Here is a 23,667-nt window from a genome sequence, read left to right on the forward strand (position 1 = left end):
AGCCGCGACCATGATGAACCTCGCCGAATATCGCCATCGCGCCGCCTGGCTCAGCGACTTCCTGCCCTGGGCGGCGCTGGTCGCGAACGGGGTCGTGCTGAACAAGGATGGCTCGTTTCAGCGCACCGCACGCTTCCGTGGCCCCGATCTCGATTCCGCCACACCCTCCGAGCTGGTCGGCGTCACCTATCGGCTCAACAATGCGCTTCGCCGTCTGGGATCGGGGTGGTCGATCTTCGTTGAAGCCCAGCGCGTGCCATCCGATGACTATCCCGTATCTGAGTTCCCAGACCCGGTCTCGGCGCTGGTGGATGAGGAACGCCGGGCGCAATTCGTTGATGCGGGCGCGCATTTCGAGAGCCGTTATTATCTGACGCTGGTCTGGTTGCCGCCAGCGGAAGACGCCGCGCGCGCCGAAAGCTGGCTCTATGAGGGCAAAGCCAAAGACGGCGTCGATCCGTGGGAGATGGTAAAAAGCTTCACCGACCGCGCCGCCCAGCTTCTCAATCTCATCGAAGGCTTCGTGCCGGAATCGGCCTGGCTCGATGACGCCGCGACCCTGACCTATCTTCATTCGACGATTTCAACGCGGCGCCAGCGTGTCCGCGTTCCCGATACGCCGATGCATCTTGATGCGTTGCTGGCCGATGAACCCCTGACCGGCGGTCTCGAACCGCGTCTCGGCCAGCATCATCTGCGCGTCCTCACCGTCGTCGGCTTTCCGACCACGACCTGGCCGGGGATTCTCGATGAACTGAACCGGCTCGCCTTTCCCTATCGCTGGTCGACCCGCGCGATCATGCTCGACAAGAGCGACGCTACCAAACTCCTCAGTAAGATTCGGCGCCAATGGTTCGCCAAGCGCAAGTCGATCGCCGCCATCGTCAAGGAGGTGATGACCAACGAGGCGTCCGTCCTGATGGACAGCGATGCGTCAAACAAGGCGGCCGACGCCGATGCCGCGCTTCAGGAACTTGGCTCTGATGATGTCGGCCAGGCCTATGTGACCGCGACCGTCACCGTGTGGGACGAAGATCCCGGTGTTGCGGCCGAGAAGCTGCGCCTGGTCGAGAAGATCATCCAAAGCCGGGATTTCACCTGCATCCCCGAGGGTATGAACGCAATCGAGGCCTGGCTCGGATCGCTGCCCGGCCATGTCTATGCCAATGTCCGGCAGCCGCCGCTCTCGACGATGAATCTTGCCCATATGATCCCGCTCTCGGCGATCTGGGCGGGTCAGCCGCGCGATGAGCATTTCAAGGCGCCGCCGCTGCTCTTCGCCAAAACCGAGGGCAGCACACCGTTCCGCCTGTCGCTCCATGTTGGCGATGTCGGACACACCCTTATCGTTGGTCCCACCGGCGCGGGTAAATCCGTGCTGCTCGCCACCATGGCGCTTCAGTTCCGGCGCTATTCCGGCAGTCAGATCTTCGCGTTCGACTTCGGTGGCAGTATCCGCGCCGCCGCGCTCGGCATGGGCGGCGACTGGCAGGATCTTGGTGGGAGCCTGTTTGCAAGCGATGCCGATAGGCAAGAGGACAGCAGTGTCCTGTTGCAGCCGCTGGCCCGGATCGATGATGCGGCCGAGCGCGCCTGGGCCGCCGAATGGCTCGCCGGGATTTTCGAATCCGAAGGCGCCGCTGTCGATCCGCAGGCCAAAGATCATATCTGGTCGGCGCTGACCTCACTCGCCAGCGCGCCGGTCGGTGAACGCACCCTCACAGGTCTTGCCGTGCTACTCCAGTCGCAGGAACTCAAACAAGCTCTCGCGCCCTGGTGCGTCGGCGGCGCCTGGGGGCGGCTCCTCGATGCCGAACTGGAACGGCTCGGCACAGCCTCGGTGCAGGCGTTTGAAACCGAAGGGCTGATGGACAGCGGCGCGGCGCCCGCCGTCTTGTCCTATCTCTTCCATCGCATCGCCGGACGGCTCGACGGGTCGCCCACGCTCATCATCATCGACGAAGGCTGGCTGGCGTTGAACTCGCCGGCCTTCGCGCGCCAGCTCTCCACCTGGCTGGTAACGCTGCGCAAGAAGAACGCCAGCGTCATCTTCGCGACCCAGTCGCTCGCTCAGATCGAGAACAGCAGCGTCGCCCCCGCGATCATCGAGAGCTGCAAGACCCGCATCCTGCTCCCCAACGAGCGCGCGCTGGAACCGCAGATTGCCCGCATCTATCGCGCCTTCGGCCTCAATGATCGTCAGATCGAGATCCTGGCCCGTTCGACGCCCAAGCGCGATTACTACTGCCAGAGCCCACGCGGCAACCGGCTGTTCGAGCTGGGCCTGGGCGATGTCGCGCTCGCCTTCGCGGCCGCCTCTTCCAAGACCGACCAGATCACCATCGGCGAACTGATGGACGCCCATGGGCAGCAGGGCTTCGCCGACGCCTGGCTACGCCACCGCGGGCTGGTCTGGGCCGCCGACCTCTTGCCAACCTTTACCGAGGAGAACCCGCTATGACCCGTCCTGTCCTTCGTCGCAGCCTGATCGCCGGCATCGCCGTGCTCAGCCTCACCGCCGTCTCAGCCCCCGCCAGCGCTCAGTTCGGCTTCGGCGGCATCGTCTATGATCCCACAAATTACGCCCAGAATGTGCTGACGGCGGCGCGTACGCTCCAGCAGATCAACAATCAGATTCAGCAGATCCAGCAGCAGGCGACCTCGCTGGTCAACGAAGCCCGCAATCTCGCCTCGCTGCCGTTCAGCAGCCTGAATGAGCTTCAGGCGCAGATTCAACAGACCCGCCAGTTGCTGAGCGAAGCCCAGCGCATCGCCTATGATGTGAAGACGATCGAGGATGCGTTCACGGCCCGCTATCGCGGCGTCGACATGAATGCCTCCGATGCGACGCTGATCGCCAACGCCCGCGACCGCTGGAAGGATAGCGTCAGCAGCTTCGAGGATGCGCTGCGCGTCCAGGCCGGCGTCGTCGGCAATATCGAAGGCTCGCAGACGGCGATGGCCAACATTGTCGGCGCCAGCCAGTCGGCGACGGGCGCGCTTCAGGCGGCCCAGGCCGGTAATCAGCTTCTCGCCCTGCAATCGCGCCAGATCGCGGACCTGACGGCGCTGATCGCCGCGCAAGGTCGCGCCCAGGCGCTCGAATCCGCTCGCGACGCCGCGACCGAAGAACAGGGCCGCGAGCATTTCCGGCGCTTCATGAAACGCAGCGGTCAGTGACCCGGCGATAATAAACAGGGGGAAACGCAGATGAGCCGCAGCGCCAAAATCGCCGGGGTCGCACTTGCCGGAGGCCTGTTGATGGCGACTGCGATCGCCATAGCGGTGGACGAGCGCGACTCTGCCGCGCCGTTGCCGTCGCCCGCGGACCTCACGCCATACGATCCCTTGCGCGAGGAACTGGCGCGTTGTCGGACCCTCACCATGCCCGACAGTGGCTGCGATGCGGCCTGGGATGAACATCGGCGGCGGTTCATCGGCGGCAAGGGCGACCGGCCATGAACGACACCGGCGTCATCAACACCTTCCTCAACACGTTCAACAGCTACATCGATAGCGGCTTCGGCCTGCTCGGCGGCGAGGTGGCGTTTCTCACCACGACGCTGATCGTCATCGACATTACCCTTGCCGGTCTCTTCTGGGCCTGGGGAGCCGATGAGGATGTGATGCACCGGCTCGTGAAGAAGGTGCTTTATGTCGGCTTCTTCGCCTTCGTCATCGGTAATTTCTCCGCGCTTGCCGGCATCGTCTTCGACAGTTTCGCCGGGCTTGGCCTCAAAGCCAGCGGCTCTGCGATCAGCCTTGCCGATTTCATGAAGCCGGGAAGCGTCGCGGCCGCTGGGTTCAACGCCGGCGAGCCATTGCTCGAAGCGGCGGGAGAACTGACTGGCCCGGTCGGGCTCTTCACCAATTTCGTCCAGATCGCGATCCTGCTGATCGCCTGGGTTATCATCCTCATCGCGTTTTTCATCATCAGCGTGCAGCTCTTCGTCACGCTGATCGAGTTCAAGCTGACCACTCTGGCGGGCTTCGTGCTGCTGCCGTTCGCCCTGTTCAACAAGACGGCGTTCCTCGCTGAAAAGGTGCTCGGCAATGTCGTTGCCTCCGGCATCAAGGTGCTGGTCCTCGCCGTCATCGTCGGAATCGGGACGGGCCTTTTCGCCCAGTTCGAGAGCGCCTTCGGGGAGATGCCGACCGCCGAACAGGCCATGTCGGTCGCGCTTGCGGCGCTGGCGCTGCTCGGTCTTTCCATCTTCGGTCCGGGCATCGCGACCGGCCTTGTCTCAGGCGCACCCCAGCTGGGCGCTGGCGCTGCCGTCGGAACGGCGCTGGCCGCAGGCGGCATGGCGGTGGGCGGCGCCATGGGCGCCCGAATGGCGGCCTCCGGCGCGGCGTCCGCGATCGGCGGCGGGATGAAGGCGGGAGCAGCCGCCGCGCGCGGCGGTTCCTTCGCGGCTGGCGCGGCCGCCAGCAGCTATAGCGTCGGCTCGATTGGCAAAACCGGGGCAAGCGCGGTTGCAGGCGGTCTCTCCGCCGTAGGGCAAGCTGCCGCAAGCGGAGCGGCGAAGGCGGCGATGGCCCCGATCAAGAGCGCGGCTTCCAAAGCCGGGGACAGCGTCAAATCCAGCTTCCGTTCCGGCGCGCGTGCCGGCTTCGGCGCAACAGGCGGCACGATCTCGGGCGGCGCTGGAGCTTCGAGCGGCGCGTCCGCCACTGCGGCGCCCGCCGCTTCTTCCTCTGGCGGAGGATCACCGCCCGCCTGGGCGCAGTCAATGAAGCGCCAGCAGGCGCTGCAACGCGGCGTCACCTCCGTCACCCATGCGGTGCGCTCCGGGGATCGCGGCGGCGGCGGCATGTCGCCCGACATCAAGCAAAAGGATTGACCGCTCATGTTCAAGCGACCCTCCATTCGATACGGCAAAGCTGCGGAGCCGGAAACGCCGTACCAGCGCGCGGCGCAGGTCTGGGATGAGCGGATCGGCTCCGCCCGTGTCCAGGCCCGCAACTGGCGGCTCGCCGCCTTCGGCTGCCTGGCGTTGTCCGCCGGTCTCGCCGGCGGCCTTGTCTGGCAGGGCGCACGCGGCACGATCACGCCCTGGATCGTCGAGGTCGACAAGCTGGGGCAAGCCCAGACCGTCGCGCCCGCCAACGCCGACTATCGGCCGAGCGATCCCCAGATCGCCTTCCATCTGGCGCGTTTCATCGAGCAGGTTCGCGGCGTGCCCGCCGATCCGGTGATCGTGCGCGAGAACTGGCTGCGCGCCTATGACTTCACGACCGATCGCGGCGCCATGGCGCTCAATGATTATGCGCGCACGAATGATCCGTTCGCCAATATCGGCCGGGTTCAGGTCGCTACCGAAATCTCCAGCGTCATCCGGGCATCGCCCGACAGCTTCCGGGTCGCCTGGATCGAGCGCCGCTATTCTGACGGCAGCCTCGCCGCGACCGAGCGGTGGTCCGCCATTCTCACCATCACCGTGCAGCCGCCGCGCGATCCCGAGCGCCTGCGGAAGAATCCGCTCGGTGTCTACGTCAACGCCATCAACTGGTCGAAGGAGCTAGGCCAATGACCATGTCCGCATTCCCTCCGCGTCAGCGGTCATCGCGTATCACCGTGCTTTCGGCCTTGCTGATTTCCGTATCCACGCTGTCCGCCTGCGCCAGCACGTCGGCAAAGATCCCCGCGATACGCTATGACGACGCGCCCGCCATTGCCGCCGTTGAAATGGCCGCACCGCTCATGCCGGTTGAGATCGTCACCGTCCCCGAACCGCTCCCCTTACCGGGTCAGTTGAAGCCTGCGGAAGAGGGCGTAGTTCGGCCGGAGCCGTCCGACCCTTCGGCGCGCGTCAATCAGGCCAATGCCGCCGCACGGATGCAACCGGTGCGCGATGGTTTCATCAACGCCATTCAGGTCTACCCCTGGTCCGACGGCGCGCTTTATCAGGTCTATGCCGCGCCCGGACAGGTGACCGACATCGCCTTGCAGGAAGGCGAGCAGCTCGTCGGGCCCGGTCCCGTCGCAGCGGGCGACACGGTCCGATGGATCATCGGCGACACAGTGAGCGGGTCCGGCGCGTCGGCACGCGTCCACATTCTCGTAAAACCGACACGGTCCGATCTTTCCACCAATCTCGTCATCAATACGAACCGGCGGACCTATCATCTTGAACTGCGCGCCACGCCATCGACCTATATGGCGTCGGTCTCCTGGACCTATCCGCAGGACCGTCTGATCGCGCTGCGCACACAGAATAGCGTCGCGGCGGCATCGGCGCCGATTGCATCGGGTGTCGATATTGCCCGGCTGAACTTCCGTTACCGGATCGACGGCGACAACGCGCCCTGGCGCCCCGTTCGCGCCTTCGATGACGGACGACAGGTCTTTATCGAATTCCCCGCCGGCGTCGCCCAGGGGGAAATGCCGCCTCTGTTCGTCATCGGTCCCGAAGGCGGCGGCGAACTGGTCAACTATCGGGTCGCGGATCGCCATATCGTCGTCGATCGTCTGTTCGCCGCGGCCGAACTGCGGCTGGGCGGCGAGCGCCAGCAGGTCGTCCGCATTATGCGCGATGACGTTCCTCGCCAGCGCAGGAGCCGGCGATGACCGGCGAGCATGATCCCCGCGCCAAGGGTGAAGGGCCGGAAAGCGAAGATGAGGCTGGCGTCGCGGCGCCGGTCGATGGCGCATCGGATGACGCACCGCAGCAGGCGACCGAGGAGGACCGCCCCCTGCAAGGGCCGCCTCTGGCTGATCCCGCGGGGTTCAGGCTGCGCGGTGAACCGCCTCGCGTCATGCGCCTTTCGCGCAAGGCCATGGCGATCTTGGGCGGCGCCGGGGCGCTTGCCGTCGGCGGCGCGCTCACCTTCGCGTTGCAGAGCCGTGATCGCAGCGGCCCGGAAGAGCTTTACAATACCGATAGCCGCGCCGTGACCGAGCAGGTCGCGACCGGACCGCGCGATTACAGCCAATTGCCGCCTGGCGTGCCGCAGCTTGGTGATCCGCTTCCGGGCGATCTCGGCGGCCCCATACTCGCCGCCCAGCAGGGCGATCCGACTGGCATTCCGGGCGATCCCTCCGCCGCCGGCCCGCAGGGACTGACGCCAGAGGAACTGGCGGCCCAGCGCGCCGCGCAGGAGCAGGAAGCCGCCATCGCAAGCCGGCTGTTTCTGGGTGGCCAGGCCGGCGCCTCAGCTCAGGCGGCCGGAGCGCCTGCATCGATGCCTGGCCTCGATCTGGCCGACCTCGGAGCGGCGACGCCTACCGTTCCCGAACCCGCAGACGGCCCGAATATGCAGCGCGCGAAACGTGACTTCGTAGAGCGCGGCCCGGAAGGCAGAACGCTCAATAGCGGCCGTCTTGTCGACCCGGTCTCTCCCCATATCGTCCAGGCTGGCAGCGTCATCGCCGCGGCGCTTATCACCGGCATCCGTTCCGATCTTCCGGGGCAAGTCACCGCCCAGGTGACGCAAAGTGTCTATGACAGTCCGACAGGTCGTACCTTACTCATTCCGCAGGGATCACGGTTGATCGGCGATTATGATGCCGAGGTCGCCTTCGGCCAGCGCCGTGTCCTGCTAGTCTGGAATCGTCTCATCCTGCCCGATGGGCGCTCGATCATCCTTGATCGCCAGCCCACCGGCGATCCTTCCGGCTATGCCGGCCTTGAGGATAAGGTCAACGAGCATTGGGGCGGCATATTGCGTGCGGCAGGCCTCTCCACACTTCTCAGCATCGGCGCTGAACTGGGAACGGACTCCGATGATGATATCGCCCGCGCCATCCGTGACGGCGGGCAGAACACGATCAATCAGGCGGGTCAGGACATTGTCCGCCGTCAGCTCAACATCCAGCCCACACTCACAGTGCGGCCCGGCTATCCGGTCCGGGTCCTTGTGAGCCGTGACCTCGTGCTGGCGCCGTGGAGACAGACACGATGACCAAACTCAAGCTCGGAGATCTGGCGGAGGACAAGCCGGTCCGGCTCACCATTGAGTTGCCGGCCTCCGTCCACCGTGATCTTGTGGATTACGGGCGGGTGCTGGCGAAATCGACGGGTGCAGCGCAGCCGGTCAGCCCGGTGCGGCTGGTCGCACCCATGCTCGAACGGTTCATGGCGACGGATCGCGGGTTTTCGAAAGCGCGTCGTGAGATAACTAGGCCATCGTGACCGCTGACCCGATCTGATCGCGTCTAACTTTCTGCTCGAACCTCGATGCGGGGATGACCGGCCAGGATCTCGCAGATGATCTCGAAATATGTTGCGCCTTCGCCCCGTTCCAAGGCAGCGAGATCGTCATTGATGCGGGCGACGTTGTACCGATCAGGGGCGTCCATTTTTGCGCGGTAATAAGCGCGCGTCGCTTCCACCCCAAGATCGGTCCGGTTTCTCTCCATGCCCCGCCAGATCAGGACGACCGGGCCGCTCCCCTGCAAGGCGCCGTAACCGCCATAGAGCATGTCATCGAGCGCATCGAGGCTCGGCCCCAGCTTCCAATCCTCACCGCCCATGAACACGCGGTTGATCTCGTCATAGAAGGACGGGATGTCGTGGATATTGCTTCCGTCGATGACGAAGGTTCGAGGCGTGGACCTACCGCTCAAGAACACCCCCCATATAGTCACCCGCGACAGCGCCAGTGAGCACAGACAAGGCGCTCCGGCGCCGCACTACGCGCAATTCTACCAGAGTCGCTTTGCAGCGAAGCTGTCGAACAACGCTTCGTTCGACGCGAGGATCATGTCCTCCGATTGAGCCTGGGCGATCAGAAACCGATCAAAAAGATCTTTGTGGGCAATCTTCATCTCACCCGCAAGCCTGGCATGGTGAACGGAAATCGGCAGTTCGGTAAATCCCTGCGATGCGATGATCGTCTCGAACTCTTGCGCCAGAAGCGCCGCGTCGGGCAACTTCCCGATCCGAAACTTCGTTGCGACTTCCATTGCCGAAGCCGCGCTCACGGCAACGCTGTTCACATCATCGGCAATGGCCTCCCGCGCCGCCGGGCTGAGAGCTTCGTCCCCCGCAAGCCACCAGATTAGAGCATGGGTATAGAGGAGACGTTTCACCCCAGACCCCACCCCTTCTACTCGTCGTCAGGCAAAGGGTCGTTGAAACGGTGATCCAATGCGATCTTGCCCTTTAGCGCTCCAAATCGACGTTTGCCTATTGGAGCAACGGGAACGAGGCGCACGACAGGCCGGCCCCCGCGTGCGATCACGACGTCACGGCCATCGAGCGCGGCGGCGATGAGTTTGGATAGGTTGGTCTTTGCATCGTGGACAGAGAACGGAGCCATCAGAATCTCCCTTAGCCAAGAATATAGCTAATTTGGTTACTCTCGACAGGAGGATCTCTGCATTGGCCGAGGCGCTTCGGTGGATGCGGCGGATCACCGCTTCGCGTTATCGCCCCATGAAGGCGTCGAAATTGGCCTTGCCGTCCGCCTGAGCCACCGCGATGTCGGCATTCGCACATTCTGTCCCGCGCACCATGCCGTCGCGGCATTGCGCGATGATCTGGCGGGCCTCGTCCAGATTGACCTCGAAATATTGCGTTCCCCTCGGTTCTGATGAACTGACCGCGAAGGGTGCGGTTGCTGCCGGTGGCGTGTCGGCGCCCGGCACCAGCACCGGGCGCAGGACGAACCCCGAACCGAAACCGATCACGAGCGCGACGAGCGCGATCACCCATGGCTTTGCGTGCATCTGGTAACTCCTTTGCATGGTCTGTGGGACGAAGGGCGCCGGATCAGGCATCCGGGTAGCGCTCACGGATGAGTCCGAGAAACCGACGCAGCGCAGGGCTCGTGTCGTCGGTGCGCCAATAACAGCCATAGTCGATCCGGGCCTGGCCAGTCGGCTCATGAACCTCGCGGAAGATGATGCCCGGATGATTGACGCCCAGCGCCGATTCCGAAACCAATGTCAGAAACCAGCCTGCGGACACCATCGCCAGAACATTCTCACGGCTGACATCCTGGATCTCCACGTCGGGCTGATAGCCCGGTTCCGCGAGACGGGCCTGAAGCAACCGCATCAGGTCAGGGCCAGGATCCTGCGTGCCGAGGACGAAGGTCTGGCGACGCAGATCATGCCAGTAGATTCTCTCGGCATCGATTAGCGGATGTTCGTCAGGCAGGGCGACGAGCACCCGCTCGGACCAGAGTGGACGGCGTTTGACGCCAGGATCGCCAAGGTCGCCGGTGACGACGGCAAGATCGATCATCCCGGCGTGAAGCGCATGGTGCAGAAAACCGCGATCCCGTTCGACGCCATTTAGCCGCACATCGGGAAACCGGCGTTGAAACTCGACGATTGCGAAACGCAGATCGCCTGCGGTCAGTGAACTGCAAAAGCCGATGGTCAGTTCACCCGCATCGCCATTCCGCATGGCGCGCGCTCGCGTTTGGAGACACTCGACGTCGGTCAATATACGCCTAGCGGTGGCGATGATCGGCAAGCCCTCTGGTGTCACGATCGCGCCGCGCGTCCGGCGCTCGAACAATTTTACGCCCAGGCGGTGTTCGAGAAGCAGGACGTTGCGGCTGAGCGTCGCCTGTTTGATCCGCAGCAGCGCCGCCGCCCGTGAAAAGCTCCTGGTTTCCGCAGCGAGCACTGCGTAGCGCAATTGTTTCGTTTCCAGTGGCACGACCGACCTCCCCGACGGAGGAAGGGAGGGATGTCCGGCGCGGTCTGTCAGTCCGGCCCTGAAATCCGTTGCTCACATCACTTCCTCCTGACTGAAAGACCAGCGGAGGCGGCTGCAAACGAAACGGATTCTGTCATCGAAACGAAATAATTAACCTTGTCAGCTCGCAAGGGCGCTCAATCCGTGAGGATCGGCAGCATGGTTTTTACATGCGCATCAATCCGCTCCAGCACCGCTGCGGGAACGGCGTCGCGTTCTGGCAAGGTCCACCAATGCGCGTCGATGCGCTGTACTGTCTCTGCAACGGCTTTGAGCACGGCAGGCTCTGGAAGCCTCGCCCGATTGGCGAAGGCCTTCCATCGGGCCGGTCCCAGTGCCTTGAACGATCGTTCACTGCCAAGCGACAGCGCCAGACTATCTGAGGGAATATAGGGAACCGTTGAAAGCATGTCGTAGATCGGCGCCAGTGCCGGGGTGTCCCCCGCACCTGGATAGATTAACGACCAGTTCTTGAGATGCATGTCGCCGTTGCCCATCACAACCGAGAGAGTCAGTCTCCGGACGAATTCCAGCGCGGGGAAGGGTGAGATCGCGACGTTCAGCACCGATGCGATGTCGTGGAAGGCTGCACCGTCATATTTACGTGCAGGATAGAGACCGAAAACCTGCGCAAAATCCTCGATATGGACACGCTGCCCACCGGCTTCGCGATCGAAACGCCGAACGAGGAGAACTTGTCCCTCGGCCAGCGTATCAAACTCTTCGGGTATCCCCTCGAACTGGTCGCGGCTAAGGAGGTCTCGCTCCGGTACGTCCATCCCGATTGCTTCGGCAAGCGCGAGATTGGCAAATTCGTTTTCCGATACGCCAGGAAAGGCGGTGGACGGGAACTTGGCGATATATTGTCCTTCGCCATCACCAAGCGGCAGCGTCAGACCGCCGCCCTTGCCGGCGTTTTTCATCACCGAGAGCTTCATTTGCACGCCCGCCAATGAGAAACGAGCCTTGCGTGGTCCATGTGAGGCTGTTGTGGTGACGCTGGCTTGTCCGTCAGAGGGCAATACACGCACAGCGCCGGGCAAGTCAGCGCCGAGCGCCGCCAGGAGATCAAAATCATTGCCCGCCCGCACAGTGCCGGCGTGGTGCTTCTCCATCGCTGCGCGCAAACGGTCTTCGGGCAGGAGATTGGCGAAAAAGGCCGGCAAGGCGCCAGAGACAGGACGCGGGTCTTTACGCAAATCCCCTGATGCCGAGCGAAGGGACAGGCTCAGAACCGGAACGCCGCCCGTCGCGCGATAGGCCGGATCAAGGCTGAAGGCGCTGAAATCACCGGGCGTTCTGACGATCGTGCCGACCTTCACGTCCTTCAGCAACACATCCAGGGAGGTTATCGCCTCAGCGGTTGGCAAGGCTGTCATCACCGCTCTTCCGGTTGCGGGCTGAAGGCTGGGCGATCATCGTCTGTCTCCGGATGCAAGAGCGCCGCCACGGCCGGCGCCACCGCCTGGGGCACCAGCATCATCTCAAGGCCGACCGCCCGGGCGATGTTGATCAATGTCGTGGCGCGCGCCGCCGCTGCCCCTGTCTCAATGTCGCGATAGCGCGGGCGTGATATGCCGGCGAGATCAGCGACTTGTTCCTGGGTCAGCCGCGCGGCCTGCCGCGCCCGCCGAAGCTGATCGCCGATCTCTTTTAACAGGTCGTCTTCCATTTGATGCCTTTGCGGATCGATCGACTCATAATTGATCCGAATAGGTATCATATAGACGAATGACAATCAACCAAAGATACTAAAACATATCATTGCTGTGTCGAATGGTTCGTTTTCAGATCATCATGTCCAGTCGAGGCGTGGATGGCCGGTAATGTGTCAGCTCATCACCACCACGCCGCCGGCAAGGTGGCGTGCGCGCAAGTTCAGCAGTTGCTCGATCTGCGGGACGGCTTCCTCGATCCGGTTGGTGTGGAAGATCGCATTGACCTCAAGCCTGCCCAGCGCCGTATTGGCGAGCACGATCTTGCCCGAGCGGTAGAGATTGATCTGGTCGACCACTTCGGCCAGCGAAGCGCCTTCGAAGATCAGCAGGCCGCGCCGCCAGGCCGTCGCCTTGGCGCCGTCGATCTCGCTGCGACGTGTTCCGCCATCGGCTGCGACGAACACCTGTTGATTGGCGCGCAGCATGATGGGCTGATCGCCTCCACGGCATGTTACCTCTCCATCGACACAGGCGATGCGAACGCCGCCATCGAGGCGCTGGACGTTGAAGCTGGCGCGCCGTGTCGAGGCCTCCACTGCGCCTGCCTTCACCCGGAACGGCGCACTGCGTTCCCCGGCGGTGATGAAGGCCTCGCCCACCACGAGACTGATGCCGTTTGCACCGTCGCGGGTCGTGTCGAGCAGGGATATGGCGGTGCGGGAATTCATCTCCACCTTGACGCCGTTTACGGGCGCAAAGGCGTATCGCTGCCCGATTGCGGTCCGGTGGTCCGCGGTGAGCTCGGCAAAGGAAGGCCAGAGGCCGAGCGGCGGTCGGGCGACGCCCAGCGTCAGTGCGGCGAGCGCTGCCGTGCCGCCGCCGGCCAGAACAGCGCGGCGGCTCACCATGGCGGGCTTCTTGTTGTGCTTCGCCGCGACGGCGTAATTGCGCACGCCGGCAATCTCACGAAAGGCGGCCTCGTGCGCCGGGCTGGTGGCGCGCCATGCCGCAAGCCGGGCGGCATCGTCGTCCGTCGCTGCGCCGGAGGTCAGGCAGACGAGCCAATCGGCCGCTTCGACGAGCAGGTCGTCGGCGTCATCTTCACGGATCTCCCGATCCGTCATCGGCAATCCGAATCCAACGGGCGCGGCCATTGCGCGGTCTGCATCCTCAATTCTTTCTCCTCCTATCGGGTAGACACGCGAGCGGCCCGCTCAGCGAAAGGGTTTTTTCGCCGGGTACGACGCGCGCAGTGCAAAATGGCGCCGCGCAGGTCCATCTGGATCAGCCGCACCGTCACGCCATAGTGCTCGGCGAGTTGCTCATGGCTCATCGTGCCGGTGAAACTCTCAATGAAGACGTGGCGCTGGCGGGGCGTCAGTTCACCCAGCACTTTCCAGACATGGGCGAGTTCGCTGCGCGCCAGGGCGATCCGTTCCGGGCCGGGCGCGTCATCGGGGATCGACAATATGTCTTCGATATCCTGGCTGCCCAATACGCGGCGCTGTTTCGCCGACAGGGTCGCGGCCATGTTGATCGCCGCGCGATAGATATAGGCGTCGGGGTCGTTGACGGGCGCGTCATCTTTGAGATCGCTGAACTTGATCCAGGTCTCGTGCAGCGCTTCGCCGGCCAGGTCCTGCGAGCCAAGACGCGCGGCCAGGCGATCGCGAATTTGGGTGTAGCGGAGCGCCAGCGTTGTTTTGAGACTGGCCCGCGTCGCGCTCATTGACGCCGCCTCCCGCCAGGCCGCGCTTCACGTCCCGCAAAACGGTCGGTTTCCACTTCGAAGCGCATCGACCGGCTTAGCCCCTCGGGCGGCGGGCTGCTGATAAGCGTGCCGAACAGGATCTGGCGGACGCGGGCGTCCCAATCAGGTTCGGAACTGCCGCGCATCAGGCGCACCTCATCGATGCGGCCGGTCGGATCGACGGAGACGGCGATCTCGATGCGAAAACTACGCCCCTCATAGGCGCCGTCGCGCTTCAGGCGCTCGAAGATTTCCGTCTGAACGCGCTGGGCATAATGGTTGTAGGCGCTCGGATCGCGGCGACCGACCAGGCGCGGCGCGCGAACTTCCGCCATGTCGAGATGGAGCGCGGACGGGCTGGCCGTCACCGCATTTCCGGCCCGGTCGGTCGGTGGCGGCTGGCCCTCGACGAAAATCACCGCGGAGTTGGGGCCGGTGAAGCGCGCCGAGAGGCCGGTGCCTTGCAGCAGATGCCGGAGCGCGGCAGGCGCGGCATAGACGCCGCTGAGCGGTGTGGACTGCCGCGCACCGGCGAGGCTTTGGCGATAGATGATGTTGACGCCGCTCACGGTCGCAAACTCGGCAATCGCCTGCGCCACGGGTTGGGCGGGAATATCGTAGCGCCGCTCTTGCATCGCCGGCGCTGTCTGGGCTGCCGCCGCCCCGGCCATGCAGATCGTGAAGACGATGGCGGCAACGAGCAGAAGCCCTCGTCCGCTTCGCCTGACTGCAATGAAAGGGATGCGCGCAACCCTTGTCATCCGAGCCTGAAGGTCACCGGGAGGACGACGCTGAGCTGGCCGGGCCAGCCTTCCGGGAAAGCCGGGAGGGGCTGCGCGCGCATGACCGCGGCCACCGCTTCCCGGTCGATGTCGGTGGCGCCGGAGCTTTCTCCAACCCAGGCCTCGATCACTCGCCCCTCACGCGACATGGTGAAGTGCAGCATGACCACGCCCTCGCGGCCTGCATCGCGCGCACCGGCGGGATAGAGGCGGTAACGCGCCAGATGAGCCTCTAGTCGCCGGCGATAAGCGAGGACATCGGCGGTCGGGAGATTGGCCAGATCCTGTGCGTCGCCCTGCGCCTCGGCACTGGCGCGCATCCCATCTGACTCAGGCCCGGCAGCGCGCGGCAACGGGTCAGGATCTCCGGTCAGGCCGGACGCCTCCGGGGGGCGTGGTTGCGACAGAGCCTCCGCCATCTCGCCGCGCTGGGGCCTGTCGTCGCGAGCGCGTCCGTCCGCGGGATCAAGGGGGATGAGTTCGACGATCAGTACCGAACCGCGATCGCCGCCGGCGACGTCGCGAACAGGCGTGCCCTTATCCCAGGCCCATAAGAGAGCAGCCCCCATGGCAGCGTGCATGGAGAGCGAGGCGAGCCAGCCTATCAGTCGTGTCGAGACCTCCCGACTCATCGTGCGTCTGTCATCCCACTGTCATTCAAATGCTCAGCCCGTAGGCAGAAATTATCGCGTCTTCGTGACAGCTGGCCGGGCGGCAGAATTCTTTCGCGATGCCGGGCTGAAGAAAAATGCCTCGAAGCGAAAAAAGTCTTTCGTTCGATGTCGCGAGATTGGTCTTCCAGTCGAGGACCATGACCATGAACCCGAATATGGCCATCAGATTGGAGACGCATGACGCGGATAACAGGGCGATCGCCTTGCCATCCGTGCGTGCAGTCGCGCCCCATCGTCACGCGGTTGCCGTCCGTGAAGCGGCACGCCCGGCGGTCTTGCGGCAACGCTTCAAGCTCGGTCCGCTCGACTTCGATTATCGGGCTTTTCCGCGCCAGCGCGTTGTTGCGCTCTCCTCCACCGACGCGACCGTCCACATCGTCATGCCGATCACCGGGACGGCCGTGGTGGTGACGGAGGGGAAAGCGCAGACGCTCAGCGCTGGTTCGGCGCTGCTCCTTGGCGCCATTACACGGACGGCCGTTGTCTGCGCCGCCGGTTCGAGCGCGCTCTTCCTGCATATTCCGCGCGCCGCCATCCAGTCGGCCGCCTCGCGCGTGCTTGGCAGTCCGCGCCGTCTCGCGGCGATCGATCATCTGTTCGGCTGGTCTCTCGACGATCTGGGCGCCCAACTGCCGCGCGCTTCGGTTGCGGCGGAGCCCGGCCAGGACGATCGCGTGCTCGAGCAGCGCACGCTTGATGGACTGGTGAAGCGGTTGCGCGAGGATGCGGTTGCTGACACGCTCTTTCCCGTCGCGCGCTCGGTGCAGCGGGCCGTCGAGCATATCCGCGCCAACCCGCAGCACAGTTGGACGATCAACGATTTGGCGCCGATGGTGGGCGTGACGCCTGGCACCTTGCGCCGGAACTTCCGAACCTGCCTTGGAAACACCGTTACCCAGCTCGTTCAGCAAATCCGCATCGAGTGGGTGAGAGCCCGCCTCGAAAGCGTGACCGAAAGCCGATCTATCAGCGACATCGCGCTCGCCGCCGGCTTCGGCGCGCCAGGCGTGATGAGCCGGACCTATCAACGTCACTTTGGAGAAACGCCGAGCAAGACCCGCGCGCGGGCCTTTCGCGCCATGCGCGACTGAACCTTCCTCCCGCCCCTGGGAGACAATATTCTCTTCAGCGTCCCGACGAATAGTCAGGGCGCAATTTCTGCTGCAATGAAGTAAAAATACAATATTATTCGACATAAATTACTATTAAGTGATTCGCCTGTGGCATTACGATAATACGTATACCAGCGATCCCTGTAACACAACTTACATACTAAACGACCTAGGCGAGACGAAACGCATTTGTTCATGCGTTATGTCTTGAGACTCTCCCGCATCCCTTCTTAAGAGCGCATCGACAACTGGCGCTGCAATGCAGCACGAATCTTTGCGTGCGCCAGCCATGGGACGACAGCGACCGATCGCCGTCCGGCTCCAAGCCGTGGCGGCGCTTCCGGCAGGGGGTACAGGTTTTGAGGTTTGAAAAAGATCACCGGCGTCGCGCTGTGAGCCATGTCGCGCTTGCCGTCGCCATAGGCCTGATCGCAGCCCCGGCATTCGCCCAGGACGGTGTGGCCGGCGACGCCACGGGCGCGCCCGCCGATGCAGGCGCTCAGTTCGACATCATGGCGTTTCAGGTGAAGGGCAACACCGTCCTTGCGCCTGACGATGTCGAGCGGGCGATCCTGCCCTTCATGGGGCCGGGACGAAGTGAGGCCGATGTGGAGGCCGCACGGGCGGCTTTGCAGAAAGCCTATGAGGATGCCGGCTATGTGGCGGTCTCTGTCTATGTGCCTGAACAATCCGTCGACGGCGGGGTTCTGCAACTGGCTGTTCAGCAACAGGCCATCGGCCAGCTGCTCGTCGAAGGCGACACGGGACGCGCCGATGCTCTGCGCGCGATGGCGCCCTCGGTCGCGCCGGGCCAGACGCCCAACCTGACCGCCTTCCAGCGCGATGTCGTCGCGCTCAACAGCAATCCCAATCGCCGCGTCACGCCGGAACTACGTGCCGGCGAAGCGCCCGGAACGCTCGATGTCGTCCTCAAGGTCGAGGAAAGCTCGCCGTTCCATGCCTCTGCGGAGCTCAACAATTTCAGTTCATCGGCCACGACCGATCTGCGGGCGTCCGCGACAATCCGCTACGACAATATGTGGGGACGCGGGGATTCCCTAAGTCTGTCCGCTCAGACCGCCCCCGAGCGCACCGACGACGGCACCGTCTTGTCCGGCAATTATCTGATGCGGTTGGGGCAAGGCACGCAGCTCCTGCTCTATGGGGTCCATTCCGACAGCGACATCGCGGTGGTCGGCGGGACCAATGTCGTCGGCAAGGGCAACATGATCGGCGCCCGGCTGATCCAGTCGCTCGGGTCCAGCGAGGGCTTTTATCATTCGCTGACGCTCGGTTTCGACTGGAAGGACTTTAAGGAGGATGTGATCCTCGGTTCCGACCGTGCGTCCGCCCCGATCGAATATTTCCCGGTCATGGCGAGCTGGCGCGGCGACTGGGCGGGCGATCGCTCGAACAGCAATATCACCGTTTCGGGCACCTTCGGCATCCGCGGTCTCGGCGATCCCTGGGAGCGCTTCGACGCCAAGCGTTACATGGCCCGCCAGAGCTTCATCGCCTTGAAGCTCGACGCGGAGACCACGCGGACGTTCGGACCCGATCTTCAGCTCAACGCGCGGTTCTCCGGCCAATGGTCGCCCGATCCGCTGATCTCGAACGAAGGCTTCTCGCTCGGCGGCATGTCGAGCGTGCGCGGCTATTATGAGTCCGAGGCGATCGGTGATTATGGCTTTGCCTATCAGACCGAACTGCGCTCGCCGGATTTAGGCCGGATGCTCGGCAGCGAGCTCATCAATGAGCTGCGGTTCCACGCCTTTATCGACAGTGGCTATGTCGGCATCCACCAGCCGCTCGAAAGCCAGCTTGCGACCCGCAACACCTGGCTTTCCAGCGCCGGCCTCGGCGCACGGCTCAAGCTCTTCAACCATCTGACCGGCGCGATCAACGCCGGTGTTCCGCTCAGGTCGGGTTCGGAATCCGAGTCCGGCGACATCTTCGTTCGCTTCCGCATCCAGGGGGAATTCTAATCATGTCCGTTATTGCACGTCTCAAAAAGGGTGCGGTTGCCGGTGGCGTCGCGCTGGCCGCGACTGTCGCATTCGCCGCTCCGGCTCATGCCTGGTGGGAGGCCGATTACAGCTATCGCACCAGGATCAATCTCAACGTCGACGCCGCCGGCATCACCGGCGAAGTCACGCGCGCGCCGGTGCTGGTTCGCCTGCACTCGGGCAATTTCAGCTTCAAGGATGTGAAGGCGGACGGTTCCGACCTGCGCTTTGTCGCTGGCGACGATCGCACGCCGCTCAAGTTCCACATCGAGCGCTGGTCGCCGCAGGACGAGCAGGCGCTGGTCTGGGTTGATGTCCAGGGACTTCAGCCGGGTCAGGCGTCCGCGATCTATGCCTATTATGGCAATGAAAGCGCGGCGGCTGCGCAGGATGCAGCCGGCACCTTCAGCGCCGACTATCGCCTTGTCTATCACTTCGACAACGAGGGAGCTCCTCGGGACGCCACCGCCAATGGCGCCCACGCCACTGGCGGAGAAGCGCGGAACGCGGGCGGCCTGATCGGATCGAGCCTCATTCTCGATGGCGCGAACCCGGTGACGCTGCCCGCGTCCGCCTTCGCTTCCGGCCCGCTTTCCATCAGCTTCTGGGTAAAACCCTCGGGCGATGGCGCGATCTTCAGCCTGCCGGGTGCGGTGAGCCTCGTCGCGGAAGGCGGCCAGCTGTTCATCGACGCCAATGGGACGCGCAGCAATGGCGGCGCTCTGGCGGCCGATAGCTGGGCCAATGTCGCGCTGGTGAACGACGGCGCCAAATCGACCCTCTACATCAATGGCCAGCCTGCGGGCGAAGTGGCGGGCGCGCTCGCGGCTGCGACCGGCGCCGCCGTCATCGGTCAGGGCTTCACCGGCGAGATCGACGAATTCCGCGTGGCCGGCGCGGCTCTGCCGCAGAGCCTGTTCCAGCTCGCCGCCGCCAGTGAAGGCCAGGCCTCGCGTCTGGTGACGACCGATACGCCCCAGCAGGTCGAGACCGGCGGCGGCCACAACCATTTCGGCATTCTCTTCTCGGCGCTGACGCTCGACGCCTGGATCGTCATCATCATCTGCGCCTTCATGCTCGCGATCGCCATTGCGATCATGATCACCAAGGGCTTGCTGATCAGCCGCGTCCGCAGCGCGAACGAGGCCTTTATCGACGCCTATAGCCAGCTTTCGCGGCGCGCAGGCGATCATGATGGCCTCCCGGCGTTCGATCCGGGCAATGCCGCCGCGGAGTCCACGCTCGGTCGTCTCTACAATATCGGGCGCCGCGAGCTCACCGAGCGCCTGCGTGAAGGCAAGGCCACCGGCTCTCGCTTTGCGATCCGCGCCCAGTCGATCGCGGCGATCCGCTCGGCCCTCGACGCCGGACGCGTCCGCGAAAGCCAAAAGCTCAACTCGAAGCTGGTGCTGCTGACCATCGCCATCTCGGGCGGCCCCTTCATCGGCCTGCTCGGCACGGTGCTGGGCGTCATGATCACCTTCGCGAGCGTTGCCGCTGCCGGTGAGGTCAACATCAACGCCATCGCGCCGGGTATCGCCGCCGCGCTGCTCGCCACCGTGGCGGGCCTTGCCGTCGCGATCCCGGCGCTGTTCGGCTACAACTATCTGCTCAGCCGGATCGAAGAACTCACCGCCGACCACGACATCTTCGTGGACGAGCTGGAGAAGCGCATCGCCGAGACCTGGCAGGACACGCCGGCTCCCGCACCCGTCCCCGCCAAAGCGGCCTGACCCCAACTTAAGGAGATCAGGCCATGGGTATGCAGGTCGGTGGCGGCAAGAAGCCGTATAATGAAATCAACATCACCCCGTTCGTCGACGTGGTGCTGGTGCTGCTGATCATCTTCATCCTGATGACGACGGCGGCAGTCCAGGGGATCAAGGTGGACCTCCCATCCGCCTCCTCGGCCAAGACGCTCGAGGCGCAGAAGAGCCGGGTCATCGCGGTATCGAACGACGGGACCGTGTCGATCGACGCCATCCCCGTCTCGATGGCCGAACTGGAGAGCCAGTTGCGCTCCTCGATCGCCACGACGCCGGACTTGGCGGTGATCCTGCGCGGTGACCGCGCCGTCCAGTACGACAAGGTCATGCAGGTCCTCGACCTTTGCTCGAAGGTCGGCGTCCCCAGCCTTGGCATGGCGTCCACGCGCCCGCCGAGCGCGAACTGAGGCGGAGGGAATGATGGACCATGCGTGTCAAACGCTCCCGAAGCCACTTTCGTCGTCGCAATCGGCGGCCCTGGTTTCTGCTGGCGCTGGCGATCCTCTTGACGCTTGCGGCGATCTCGATCGTCCGGCTGACGACCTAGGGAGGCGATCATGGCCGCAGGCGCATTGATCGCCCCCGGAAGCCCCAATGGGCCCCGGGGCCGCCGCAAGACATCGCCCATCACCTTCGGACGCGTGCTGGTGGTGGTCGGCGTCGGTCTGGCGCTTGTGATCGGCTATAATTTCCTGGGCAAGCAGACCGTCTCCGATCGTCCCAATGAAATGCGGACGACGCAGGTGATCCTGCCGCCGCCACCGCCCCCTCCGCCGCCGCCCGAACCGCAGCAGGTCGAGCAGCCGCCGGAGCCGACCATCGCGCCGCCGATCGAGCAGCCGCTCGATACGCCGCCGCCGCCCGACGCCAGCAATGATCCAGCGCCCGGCGACAATGCGCTGACGGCGCGCGAAGGCGCGGGCCCGAGCAATTACGGGCTGGCGCGCGGAGACGGATCAGGCACCCGCATCGGTGGCCGCCCCGGCGGCGGCAATCCGTTCGGGGCCTATGCCTCGCAGGCGCAGAGCTGCATCCAGCGGGCCGCCCAGGCTGACCGTGAACTGACACGCGGCCGCTATAGGGCCGAGCTTGCCGTCACCATGGCCGCCAATGGGCGGATCGCCGACGCCCGCGTCAGCGGGGTTGATGACCGCCGCGCCGCGCGCATCCGTGAGGTGCTTTCGGGAACGACCTGCCCGCCGCCGCCGGCAGGGCTCCCGGTCATGCGCCTCGAAATCAACAGCCGCTCGGGAGGCTGATCGCATGTCCGCGCAGCACCCAGTGACCACTCTCTCGAAGGGGATAGACATAATGACGAAGGTTCCCGGCCAGACAGGCCGCCTTAAATCTCTGCTTTTGGCGGCGTCCGCTGGCGCTGCGCTTCTCGGCTCGCCGGCGTTCGCGCAGGACGATGCGGGCATCGATCCGCGTCAGCTCATCGAGCAGATGGTGGCCGAGAATATCATCACCCGCGAACAGGCCGATCGGATGATCAGCAATGCGCGGGCCGCAACCGTCCAGGCGCGGGCCCAGGCGCCGGCGCCGCTCCCGCAGCCCGGTGTCGCCGCTGACGGCACCCAGACCGTGACCTATGTCTCGCCGGTGGTGCGCGAGCAGATCGCCCAGCAGGTCCGCGCCGAGCTTGGCACCCAGGCGCAGGCCGAAGGCTGGGCACGTCCCGGTGAGACGCCGGAATGGACGCGCCGCATCCAGCTTTATGGCGATGTGCGGGTGCGCGGCGAAGCGCGCCGCTATGACGACGCCAATGGCGACATCTTCTGGGACTATGGCGCGATCAACGGCGGACAGCCGCAGAACGTCAACGCCAGCTCGACCGGCTATATCGATGCGCCGTTCCTGAACACGCTGGAGGATCGCCAGCGCTTCCGCCTGCGCGCGCGTCTCGGCGTCAAGGCCCAGATCACCGACTGGATCACCGCCGATATCCGCCTCGCGACGGGGGCGAGCAGCTCGCCAGTCTCGACCAACCAGACGATGGGCGCCGACGGCAGCGGCAAATATCATCTCTGGCTCGACCGTGCCTCGATCCGCCTCGCGCCGACCGAGAATGTCGCGCTCGAGTTCGGCCGCTTCGCCAATCCGCTGTGGACGTCGGATCTCGTCTTCGACAACGACATGAACTTCGACGGCGTCGCGATCTCCGGCCAGGGCGCTGTTGCGAATGGCGTGCGTCTGTTCGGCACGCTCGGCGCCTTCCCCGTGTTCAACACCGATCTTAACTTCGGGACCCGCAATGCGCCCACGATCATCGATCCGGAAACGGGCGGCGAGATCGGCACCGGGCGGCCGTTCAAGAGCGAGGATCGCTATCTGTTCGCGGCGCAGGCCGGGGTCGAGTTCAACCCGACCGAACAGCTCAATGTGAAGCTCGCCGGCGGCTATTATCATTTCGACAATATCGCCGGGCGTCTGTCCGAGCCCTGCTACTGGACCGAGCTGGTCTGTTCGACCGACGCCCTGCGTCCGGCCTTCCAGCAGCATGGCAATACGATGATGGCGCTGCGCGATCCGCTTTATACCGGCTCGCCCAATCCCGAACTGGAACCGGATAATCAGTATTTCGGGCTCGCGTCCAAGTTCGAGCTGCTCCACATCCGCGCCCAGGCCGAATACCGCGCCAATGAACGCTTCGGCGTCCGGCTCGAAGGCGATTTCGTCAAGAATCTCGGCTGGGACCGTGATGTGATCTCCGCCGTCGCCTGGAACAATCTCGGCCCCAATGGTGACACCTATAACGGTGGCTACGACGGCGGCGATACCGGCTGGCAGGCCCGCCTGACCGTGGGTTCGGTGATGAACCTCAATCTCGCCGGCGACTGGCAGGCGAAGCGCGGCGACTGGAACGCCTGGGTCGCCTATCGCCGCCTCGAAAGCGACGCGGTGGTCGACGCGTTTGCCGACAGCGACTTCCACATCGGCGGCACCAACAATCGCGGCTGGCAGATCGGCGGCAATTACGCGATCGCCAGGAACACCATCCTCGGCTTCCGCTGGCTGTCGGCTGAAGAAATCGCGTCTGCGCCGTTCAGCGTCGATCGCGGCTTCATCGACCTCATGACGCGGTTCTGAGGCCGACATGTCCACGTCAACGCTCCTGATTGTCTCGACTGCGCTCCGCTCCCACGGCGCCGGCCATCGCAATCGTCCGGTTCCGTCCGGCCCCCTCAACGGGCGGGACCGGGCGTTGACGCACCTTTTCCAGATCTCCGGCGCCGCTACTCGCCTGATCCGGTCCGGTTCCCC

At 64.4% G+C, this 23,667-nt stretch carries 25 protein-coding genes; 14 read left to right on the plus strand and 11 right to left on the minus strand.

Annotation, left to right across the window (positions count from 1 at the left end; translation table 11 throughout):
- Positions 1 to 10 precede the first annotated feature (10 nt).
- Genes trbE through AC58EF_RS22850 form a run of 8 tightly spaced genes read left to right on the plus strand, consistent with a single transcriptional unit; the run spans position 11 to position 8,135 of the window.
- On the plus strand, positions 11 to 2,461 hold the full coding sequence (trbE, locus tag AC58EF_RS22815) for a conjugal transfer protein TrbE (protein ID WP_317152307.1): 2,451 nt from the start codon (positions 11 to 13) through the stop codon (positions 2,459 to 2,461).
- On the plus strand, positions 2,458 to 3,180 hold the full coding sequence (trbJ, locus tag AC58EF_RS22820) for a P-type conjugative transfer protein TrbJ (RefSeq protein WP_317152306.1): 723 nt from the start codon (positions 2,458 to 2,460) through the stop codon (positions 3,178 to 3,180). Before trbE ends, trbJ begins: the two co-directional genes overlap by 4 nt.
- A gap of 30 nt (positions 3,181 to 3,210) precedes the next feature.
- Positions 3,211 to 3,462 carry a putative entry exclusion protein TrbK-alt gene (gene trbK-alt / locus AC58EF_RS22825; protein WP_317152305.1) on the plus strand — a complete coding sequence of 84 codons (252 nt, stop codon included), beginning with the start codon at positions 3,211 to 3,213 and terminating at the stop codon, positions 3,460 to 3,462.
- Positions 3,459 to 4,844, plus strand: coding sequence for a P-type conjugative transfer protein TrbL (trbL, locus tag AC58EF_RS22830; protein WP_317152304.1), 1,386 nt, complete (start codon positions 3,459 to 3,461; stop codon positions 4,842 to 4,844). The genes trbK-alt and trbL overlap by 4 nt, the downstream gene beginning before the upstream one ends.
- 6 nt (positions 4,845 to 4,850) lie before the next feature.
- Complete coding sequence (gene trbF, locus AC58EF_RS22835) at positions 4,851 to 5,534, plus strand: conjugal transfer protein TrbF (RefSeq protein ID WP_317152303.1); 684 nt, start codon at positions 4,851 to 4,853, stop codon at positions 5,532 to 5,534.
- 2 nt (positions 5,535 to 5,536) lie between these two features.
- Positions 5,537 to 6,571: a P-type conjugative transfer protein TrbG gene (gene trbG, locus AC58EF_RS22840; RefSeq protein ID WP_317153962.1), complete on the plus strand. Its 1,035-nt coding sequence runs from the start codon at positions 5,537 to 5,539 to the stop codon at positions 6,569 to 6,571.
- Positions 6,568 to 7,905: a TraB/TrbI/VirB10 family type IV secretion system protein gene (locus tag AC58EF_RS22845; protein WP_317152302.1), complete on the plus strand. Its 1,338-nt coding sequence runs from the start codon at positions 6,568 to 6,570 to the stop codon at positions 7,903 to 7,905. Before trbG ends, AC58EF_RS22845 begins: the two co-directional genes overlap by 4 nt.
- Complete coding sequence (locus AC58EF_RS22850; RefSeq protein ID WP_317152301.1) at positions 7,902 to 8,135, plus strand: DUF2274 domain-containing protein; 234 nt, start codon at positions 7,902 to 7,904, stop codon at positions 8,133 to 8,135. The genes AC58EF_RS22845 and AC58EF_RS22850 overlap by 4 nt, the downstream gene beginning before the upstream one ends.
- A 23-nt stretch (positions 8,136 to 8,158) precedes the next feature.
- Here the strand turns inward: AC58EF_RS22850 and AC58EF_RS22855 are convergent, their stop codons facing one another.
- From AC58EF_RS22855 to AC58EF_RS22905, 11 genes are all read right to left on the minus strand, one after another.
- Positions 8,159 to 8,569, minus strand: coding sequence for a barstar family protein (locus tag AC58EF_RS22855; RefSeq protein WP_324740938.1), 411 nt, complete (start codon positions 8,567 to 8,569; stop codon positions 8,159 to 8,161).
- A 78-nt stretch (positions 8,570 to 8,647) separates the two neighbouring features.
- Positions 8,648 to 9,034: a type II toxin-antitoxin system VapC family toxin gene (locus AC58EF_RS22860; RefSeq protein WP_317152300.1), complete on the minus strand. Its 387-nt coding sequence runs from the start codon at positions 9,032 to 9,034 to the stop codon at positions 8,648 to 8,650.
- A gap of 17 nt (positions 9,035 to 9,051) precedes the next feature.
- Complete coding sequence (locus tag AC58EF_RS22865) at positions 9,052 to 9,264, minus strand: type II toxin-antitoxin system Phd/YefM family antitoxin (protein WP_317152299.1); 213 nt, start codon at positions 9,262 to 9,264, stop codon at positions 9,052 to 9,054.
- A gap of 106 nt (positions 9,265 to 9,370) precedes the next feature.
- Positions 9,371 to 9,673 (minus strand): hypothetical protein, encoded by a 303-nt coding sequence (locus tag AC58EF_RS22870; RefSeq protein WP_317152298.1) that lies wholly within the window; start codon positions 9,671 to 9,673, stop codon positions 9,371 to 9,373.
- Between the two features lie 43 nt (positions 9,674 to 9,716).
- Positions 9,717 to 10,616, minus strand: coding sequence for a LysR family transcriptional regulator (locus tag AC58EF_RS22875; protein WP_317152297.1), 900 nt, complete (start codon positions 10,614 to 10,616; stop codon positions 9,717 to 9,719).
- Positions 10,617 to 10,792: 176 nt separating this feature from the next.
- Complete coding sequence (locus tag AC58EF_RS22880) at positions 10,793 to 12,034, minus strand: type II toxin-antitoxin system HipA family toxin (protein ID WP_324740940.1); 1,242 nt, start codon at positions 12,032 to 12,034, stop codon at positions 10,793 to 10,795.
- Positions 12,034 to 12,327, minus strand: coding sequence for a helix-turn-helix domain-containing protein (locus AC58EF_RS22885; RefSeq protein ID WP_324740941.1), 294 nt, complete (start codon positions 12,325 to 12,327; stop codon positions 12,034 to 12,036). Before AC58EF_RS22885 ends, AC58EF_RS22880 begins: the two co-directional genes overlap by 1 nt.
- A gap of 159 nt (positions 12,328 to 12,486) precedes the next feature.
- Positions 12,487 to 13,437, minus strand: coding sequence for a FecR family protein (locus AC58EF_RS22890; RefSeq protein ID WP_497278812.1), 951 nt, complete (start codon positions 13,435 to 13,437; stop codon positions 12,487 to 12,489).
- A 62-nt stretch (positions 13,438 to 13,499) separates the two neighbouring features.
- Positions 13,500 to 14,042 (minus strand): RNA polymerase sigma factor, encoded by a 543-nt coding sequence (locus AC58EF_RS22895; protein ID WP_015460408.1) that lies wholly within the window; start codon positions 14,040 to 14,042, stop codon positions 13,500 to 13,502.
- A complete protein-coding gene (locus tag AC58EF_RS22900; RefSeq protein WP_317152294.1) occupies positions 14,039 to 14,824 on the minus strand; it encodes a secretin and TonB N-terminal domain-containing protein in 786 nt (261 codons plus the stop codon). The genes AC58EF_RS22895 and AC58EF_RS22900 overlap by 4 nt, the downstream gene beginning before the upstream one ends.
- Positions 14,821 to 15,477 (minus strand): energy transducer TonB family protein, encoded by a 657-nt coding sequence (locus AC58EF_RS22905; RefSeq protein WP_070933761.1) that lies wholly within the window; start codon positions 15,475 to 15,477, stop codon positions 14,821 to 14,823. Before AC58EF_RS22905 ends, AC58EF_RS22900 begins: the two co-directional genes overlap by 4 nt.
- A 197-nt stretch (positions 15,478 to 15,674) precedes the next feature.
- Here AC58EF_RS22905 and AC58EF_RS22910 point away from each other — a divergent pair, with 197 nt between their 5' ends.
- From AC58EF_RS22910 to AC58EF_RS22935, 6 genes are all read left to right on the plus strand, one after another.
- Positions 15,675 to 16,610 (plus strand): helix-turn-helix domain-containing protein, encoded by a 936-nt coding sequence (locus AC58EF_RS22910; RefSeq protein ID WP_497278813.1) that lies wholly within the window; start codon positions 15,675 to 15,677, stop codon positions 16,608 to 16,610.
- Between the two features lie 413 nt (positions 16,611 to 17,023).
- On the plus strand, positions 17,024 to 18,616 hold the full coding sequence (locus AC58EF_RS22915; protein ID WP_015460404.1) for a ShlB/FhaC/HecB family hemolysin secretion/activation protein: 1,593 nt from the start codon (positions 17,024 to 17,026) through the stop codon (positions 18,614 to 18,616).
- 2 nt (positions 18,617 to 18,618) lie between these two features.
- Complete coding sequence (locus AC58EF_RS22920; protein WP_015460403.1) at positions 18,619 to 20,370, plus strand: DUF2341 domain-containing protein; 1,752 nt, start codon at positions 18,619 to 18,621, stop codon at positions 20,368 to 20,370.
- 23 nt (positions 20,371 to 20,393) lie between these two features.
- Complete coding sequence (locus tag AC58EF_RS22925; RefSeq protein ID WP_015460402.1) at positions 20,394 to 20,810, plus strand: ExbD/TolR family protein; 417 nt, start codon at positions 20,394 to 20,396, stop codon at positions 20,808 to 20,810.
- A gap of 150 nt (positions 20,811 to 20,960) precedes the next feature.
- Entirely contained in the window at positions 20,961 to 21,662 is a 702-nt protein-coding gene (locus AC58EF_RS22930) for a TonB-dependent receptor (RefSeq protein WP_497278814.1), read from the plus strand.
- A gap of 52 nt (positions 21,663 to 21,714) precedes the next feature.
- Positions 21,715 to 23,493 (plus strand): putative porin, encoded by a 1,779-nt coding sequence (locus AC58EF_RS22935; RefSeq protein WP_497278816.1) that lies wholly within the window; start codon positions 21,715 to 21,717, stop codon positions 23,491 to 23,493.
- Positions 23,494 to 23,667: the final 174 nt, after the last annotated feature.

The sequence above is a fragment of the Sphingobium sp. WR1 genome (assembly GCF_059693745.1).

Excerpts from the sequence above, each read along its gene's own strand:
- AC58EF_RS22920 (WP_015460403.1), top strand. The coding sequence starts at position 18,619 with ATGTCCGTTATTGCACGTCTCAAAAAGGGTGCGGTTGCCGGTGGCGTC.
- AC58EF_RS22900 (WP_317152294.1), bottom strand. The coding sequence starts at position 14,824 with ATGACAAGGGTTGCGCGCATCCCTTTCATTGCAGTCAGGCGAAGCGGA.
- AC58EF_RS22935 (WP_497278816.1), top strand. The coding sequence starts at position 21,715 with ATGACGAAGGTTCCCGGCCAGACAGGCCGCCTTAAATCTCTGCTTTTG.
- AC58EF_RS22850 (WP_317152301.1), top strand. The coding sequence starts at position 7,902 with ATGACCAAACTCAAGCTCGGAGATCTGGCGGAGGACAAGCCGGTCCGG.
- trbL (WP_317152304.1), top strand. The coding sequence starts at position 3,459 with ATGAACGACACCGGCGTCATCAACACCTTCCTCAACACGTTCAACAGC.
- AC58EF_RS22930 (WP_497278814.1), top strand. The coding sequence starts at position 20,961 with ATGGCCGCAGGCGCATTGATCGCCCCCGGAAGCCCCAATGGGCCCCGG.
- AC58EF_RS22905 (WP_070933761.1), bottom strand. The coding sequence starts at position 15,477 with ATGAGTCGGGAGGTCTCGACACGACTGATAGGCTGGCTCGCCTCGCTC.
- AC58EF_RS22845 (WP_317152302.1), top strand. The coding sequence starts at position 6,568 with ATGACCGGCGAGCATGATCCCCGCGCCAAGGGTGAAGGGCCGGAAAGC.
- trbE (WP_317152307.1), top strand. The coding sequence starts at position 11 with ATGATGAACCTCGCCGAATATCGCCATCGCGCCGCCTGGCTCAGCGAC.
- trbG (WP_317153962.1), top strand. The coding sequence starts at position 5,537 with ATGTCCGCATTCCCTCCGCGTCAGCGGTCATCGCGTATCACCGTGCTT.
- AC58EF_RS22885 (WP_324740941.1), bottom strand. The coding sequence starts at position 12,327 with ATGGAAGACGACCTGTTAAAAGAGATCGGCGATCAGCTTCGGCGGGCG.
- AC58EF_RS22925 (WP_015460402.1), top strand. The coding sequence starts at position 20,394 with ATGGGTATGCAGGTCGGTGGCGGCAAGAAGCCGTATAATGAAATCAAC.
- AC58EF_RS22865 (WP_317152299.1), bottom strand. The coding sequence starts at position 9,264 with ATGGCTCCGTTCTCTGTCCACGATGCAAAGACCAACCTATCCAAACTC.
- AC58EF_RS22870 (WP_317152298.1), bottom strand. The coding sequence starts at position 9,673 with ATGCACGCAAAGCCATGGGTGATCGCGCTCGTCGCGCTCGTGATCGGT.
- AC58EF_RS22910 (WP_497278813.1), top strand. The coding sequence starts at position 15,675 with ATGGCCATCAGATTGGAGACGCATGACGCGGATAACAGGGCGATCGCC.
- trbK-alt (WP_317152305.1), top strand. The coding sequence starts at position 3,211 with ATGAGCCGCAGCGCCAAAATCGCCGGGGTCGCACTTGCCGGAGGCCTG.
- AC58EF_RS22880 (WP_324740940.1), bottom strand. The coding sequence starts at position 12,034 with ATGACAGCCTTGCCAACCGCTGAGGCGATAACCTCCCTGGATGTGTTG.
- trbF (WP_317152303.1), top strand. The coding sequence starts at position 4,851 with ATGTTCAAGCGACCCTCCATTCGATACGGCAAAGCTGCGGAGCCGGAA.
- AC58EF_RS22890 (WP_497278812.1), bottom strand. The coding sequence starts at position 13,437 with ATGACGGATCGGGAGATCCGTGAAGATGACGCCGACGACCTGCTCGTC.
- trbJ (WP_317152306.1), top strand. The coding sequence starts at position 2,458 with ATGACCCGTCCTGTCCTTCGTCGCAGCCTGATCGCCGGCATCGCCGTG.
- AC58EF_RS22895 (WP_015460408.1), bottom strand. The coding sequence starts at position 14,042 with ATGAGCGCGACGCGGGCCAGTCTCAAAACAACGCTGGCGCTCCGCTAC.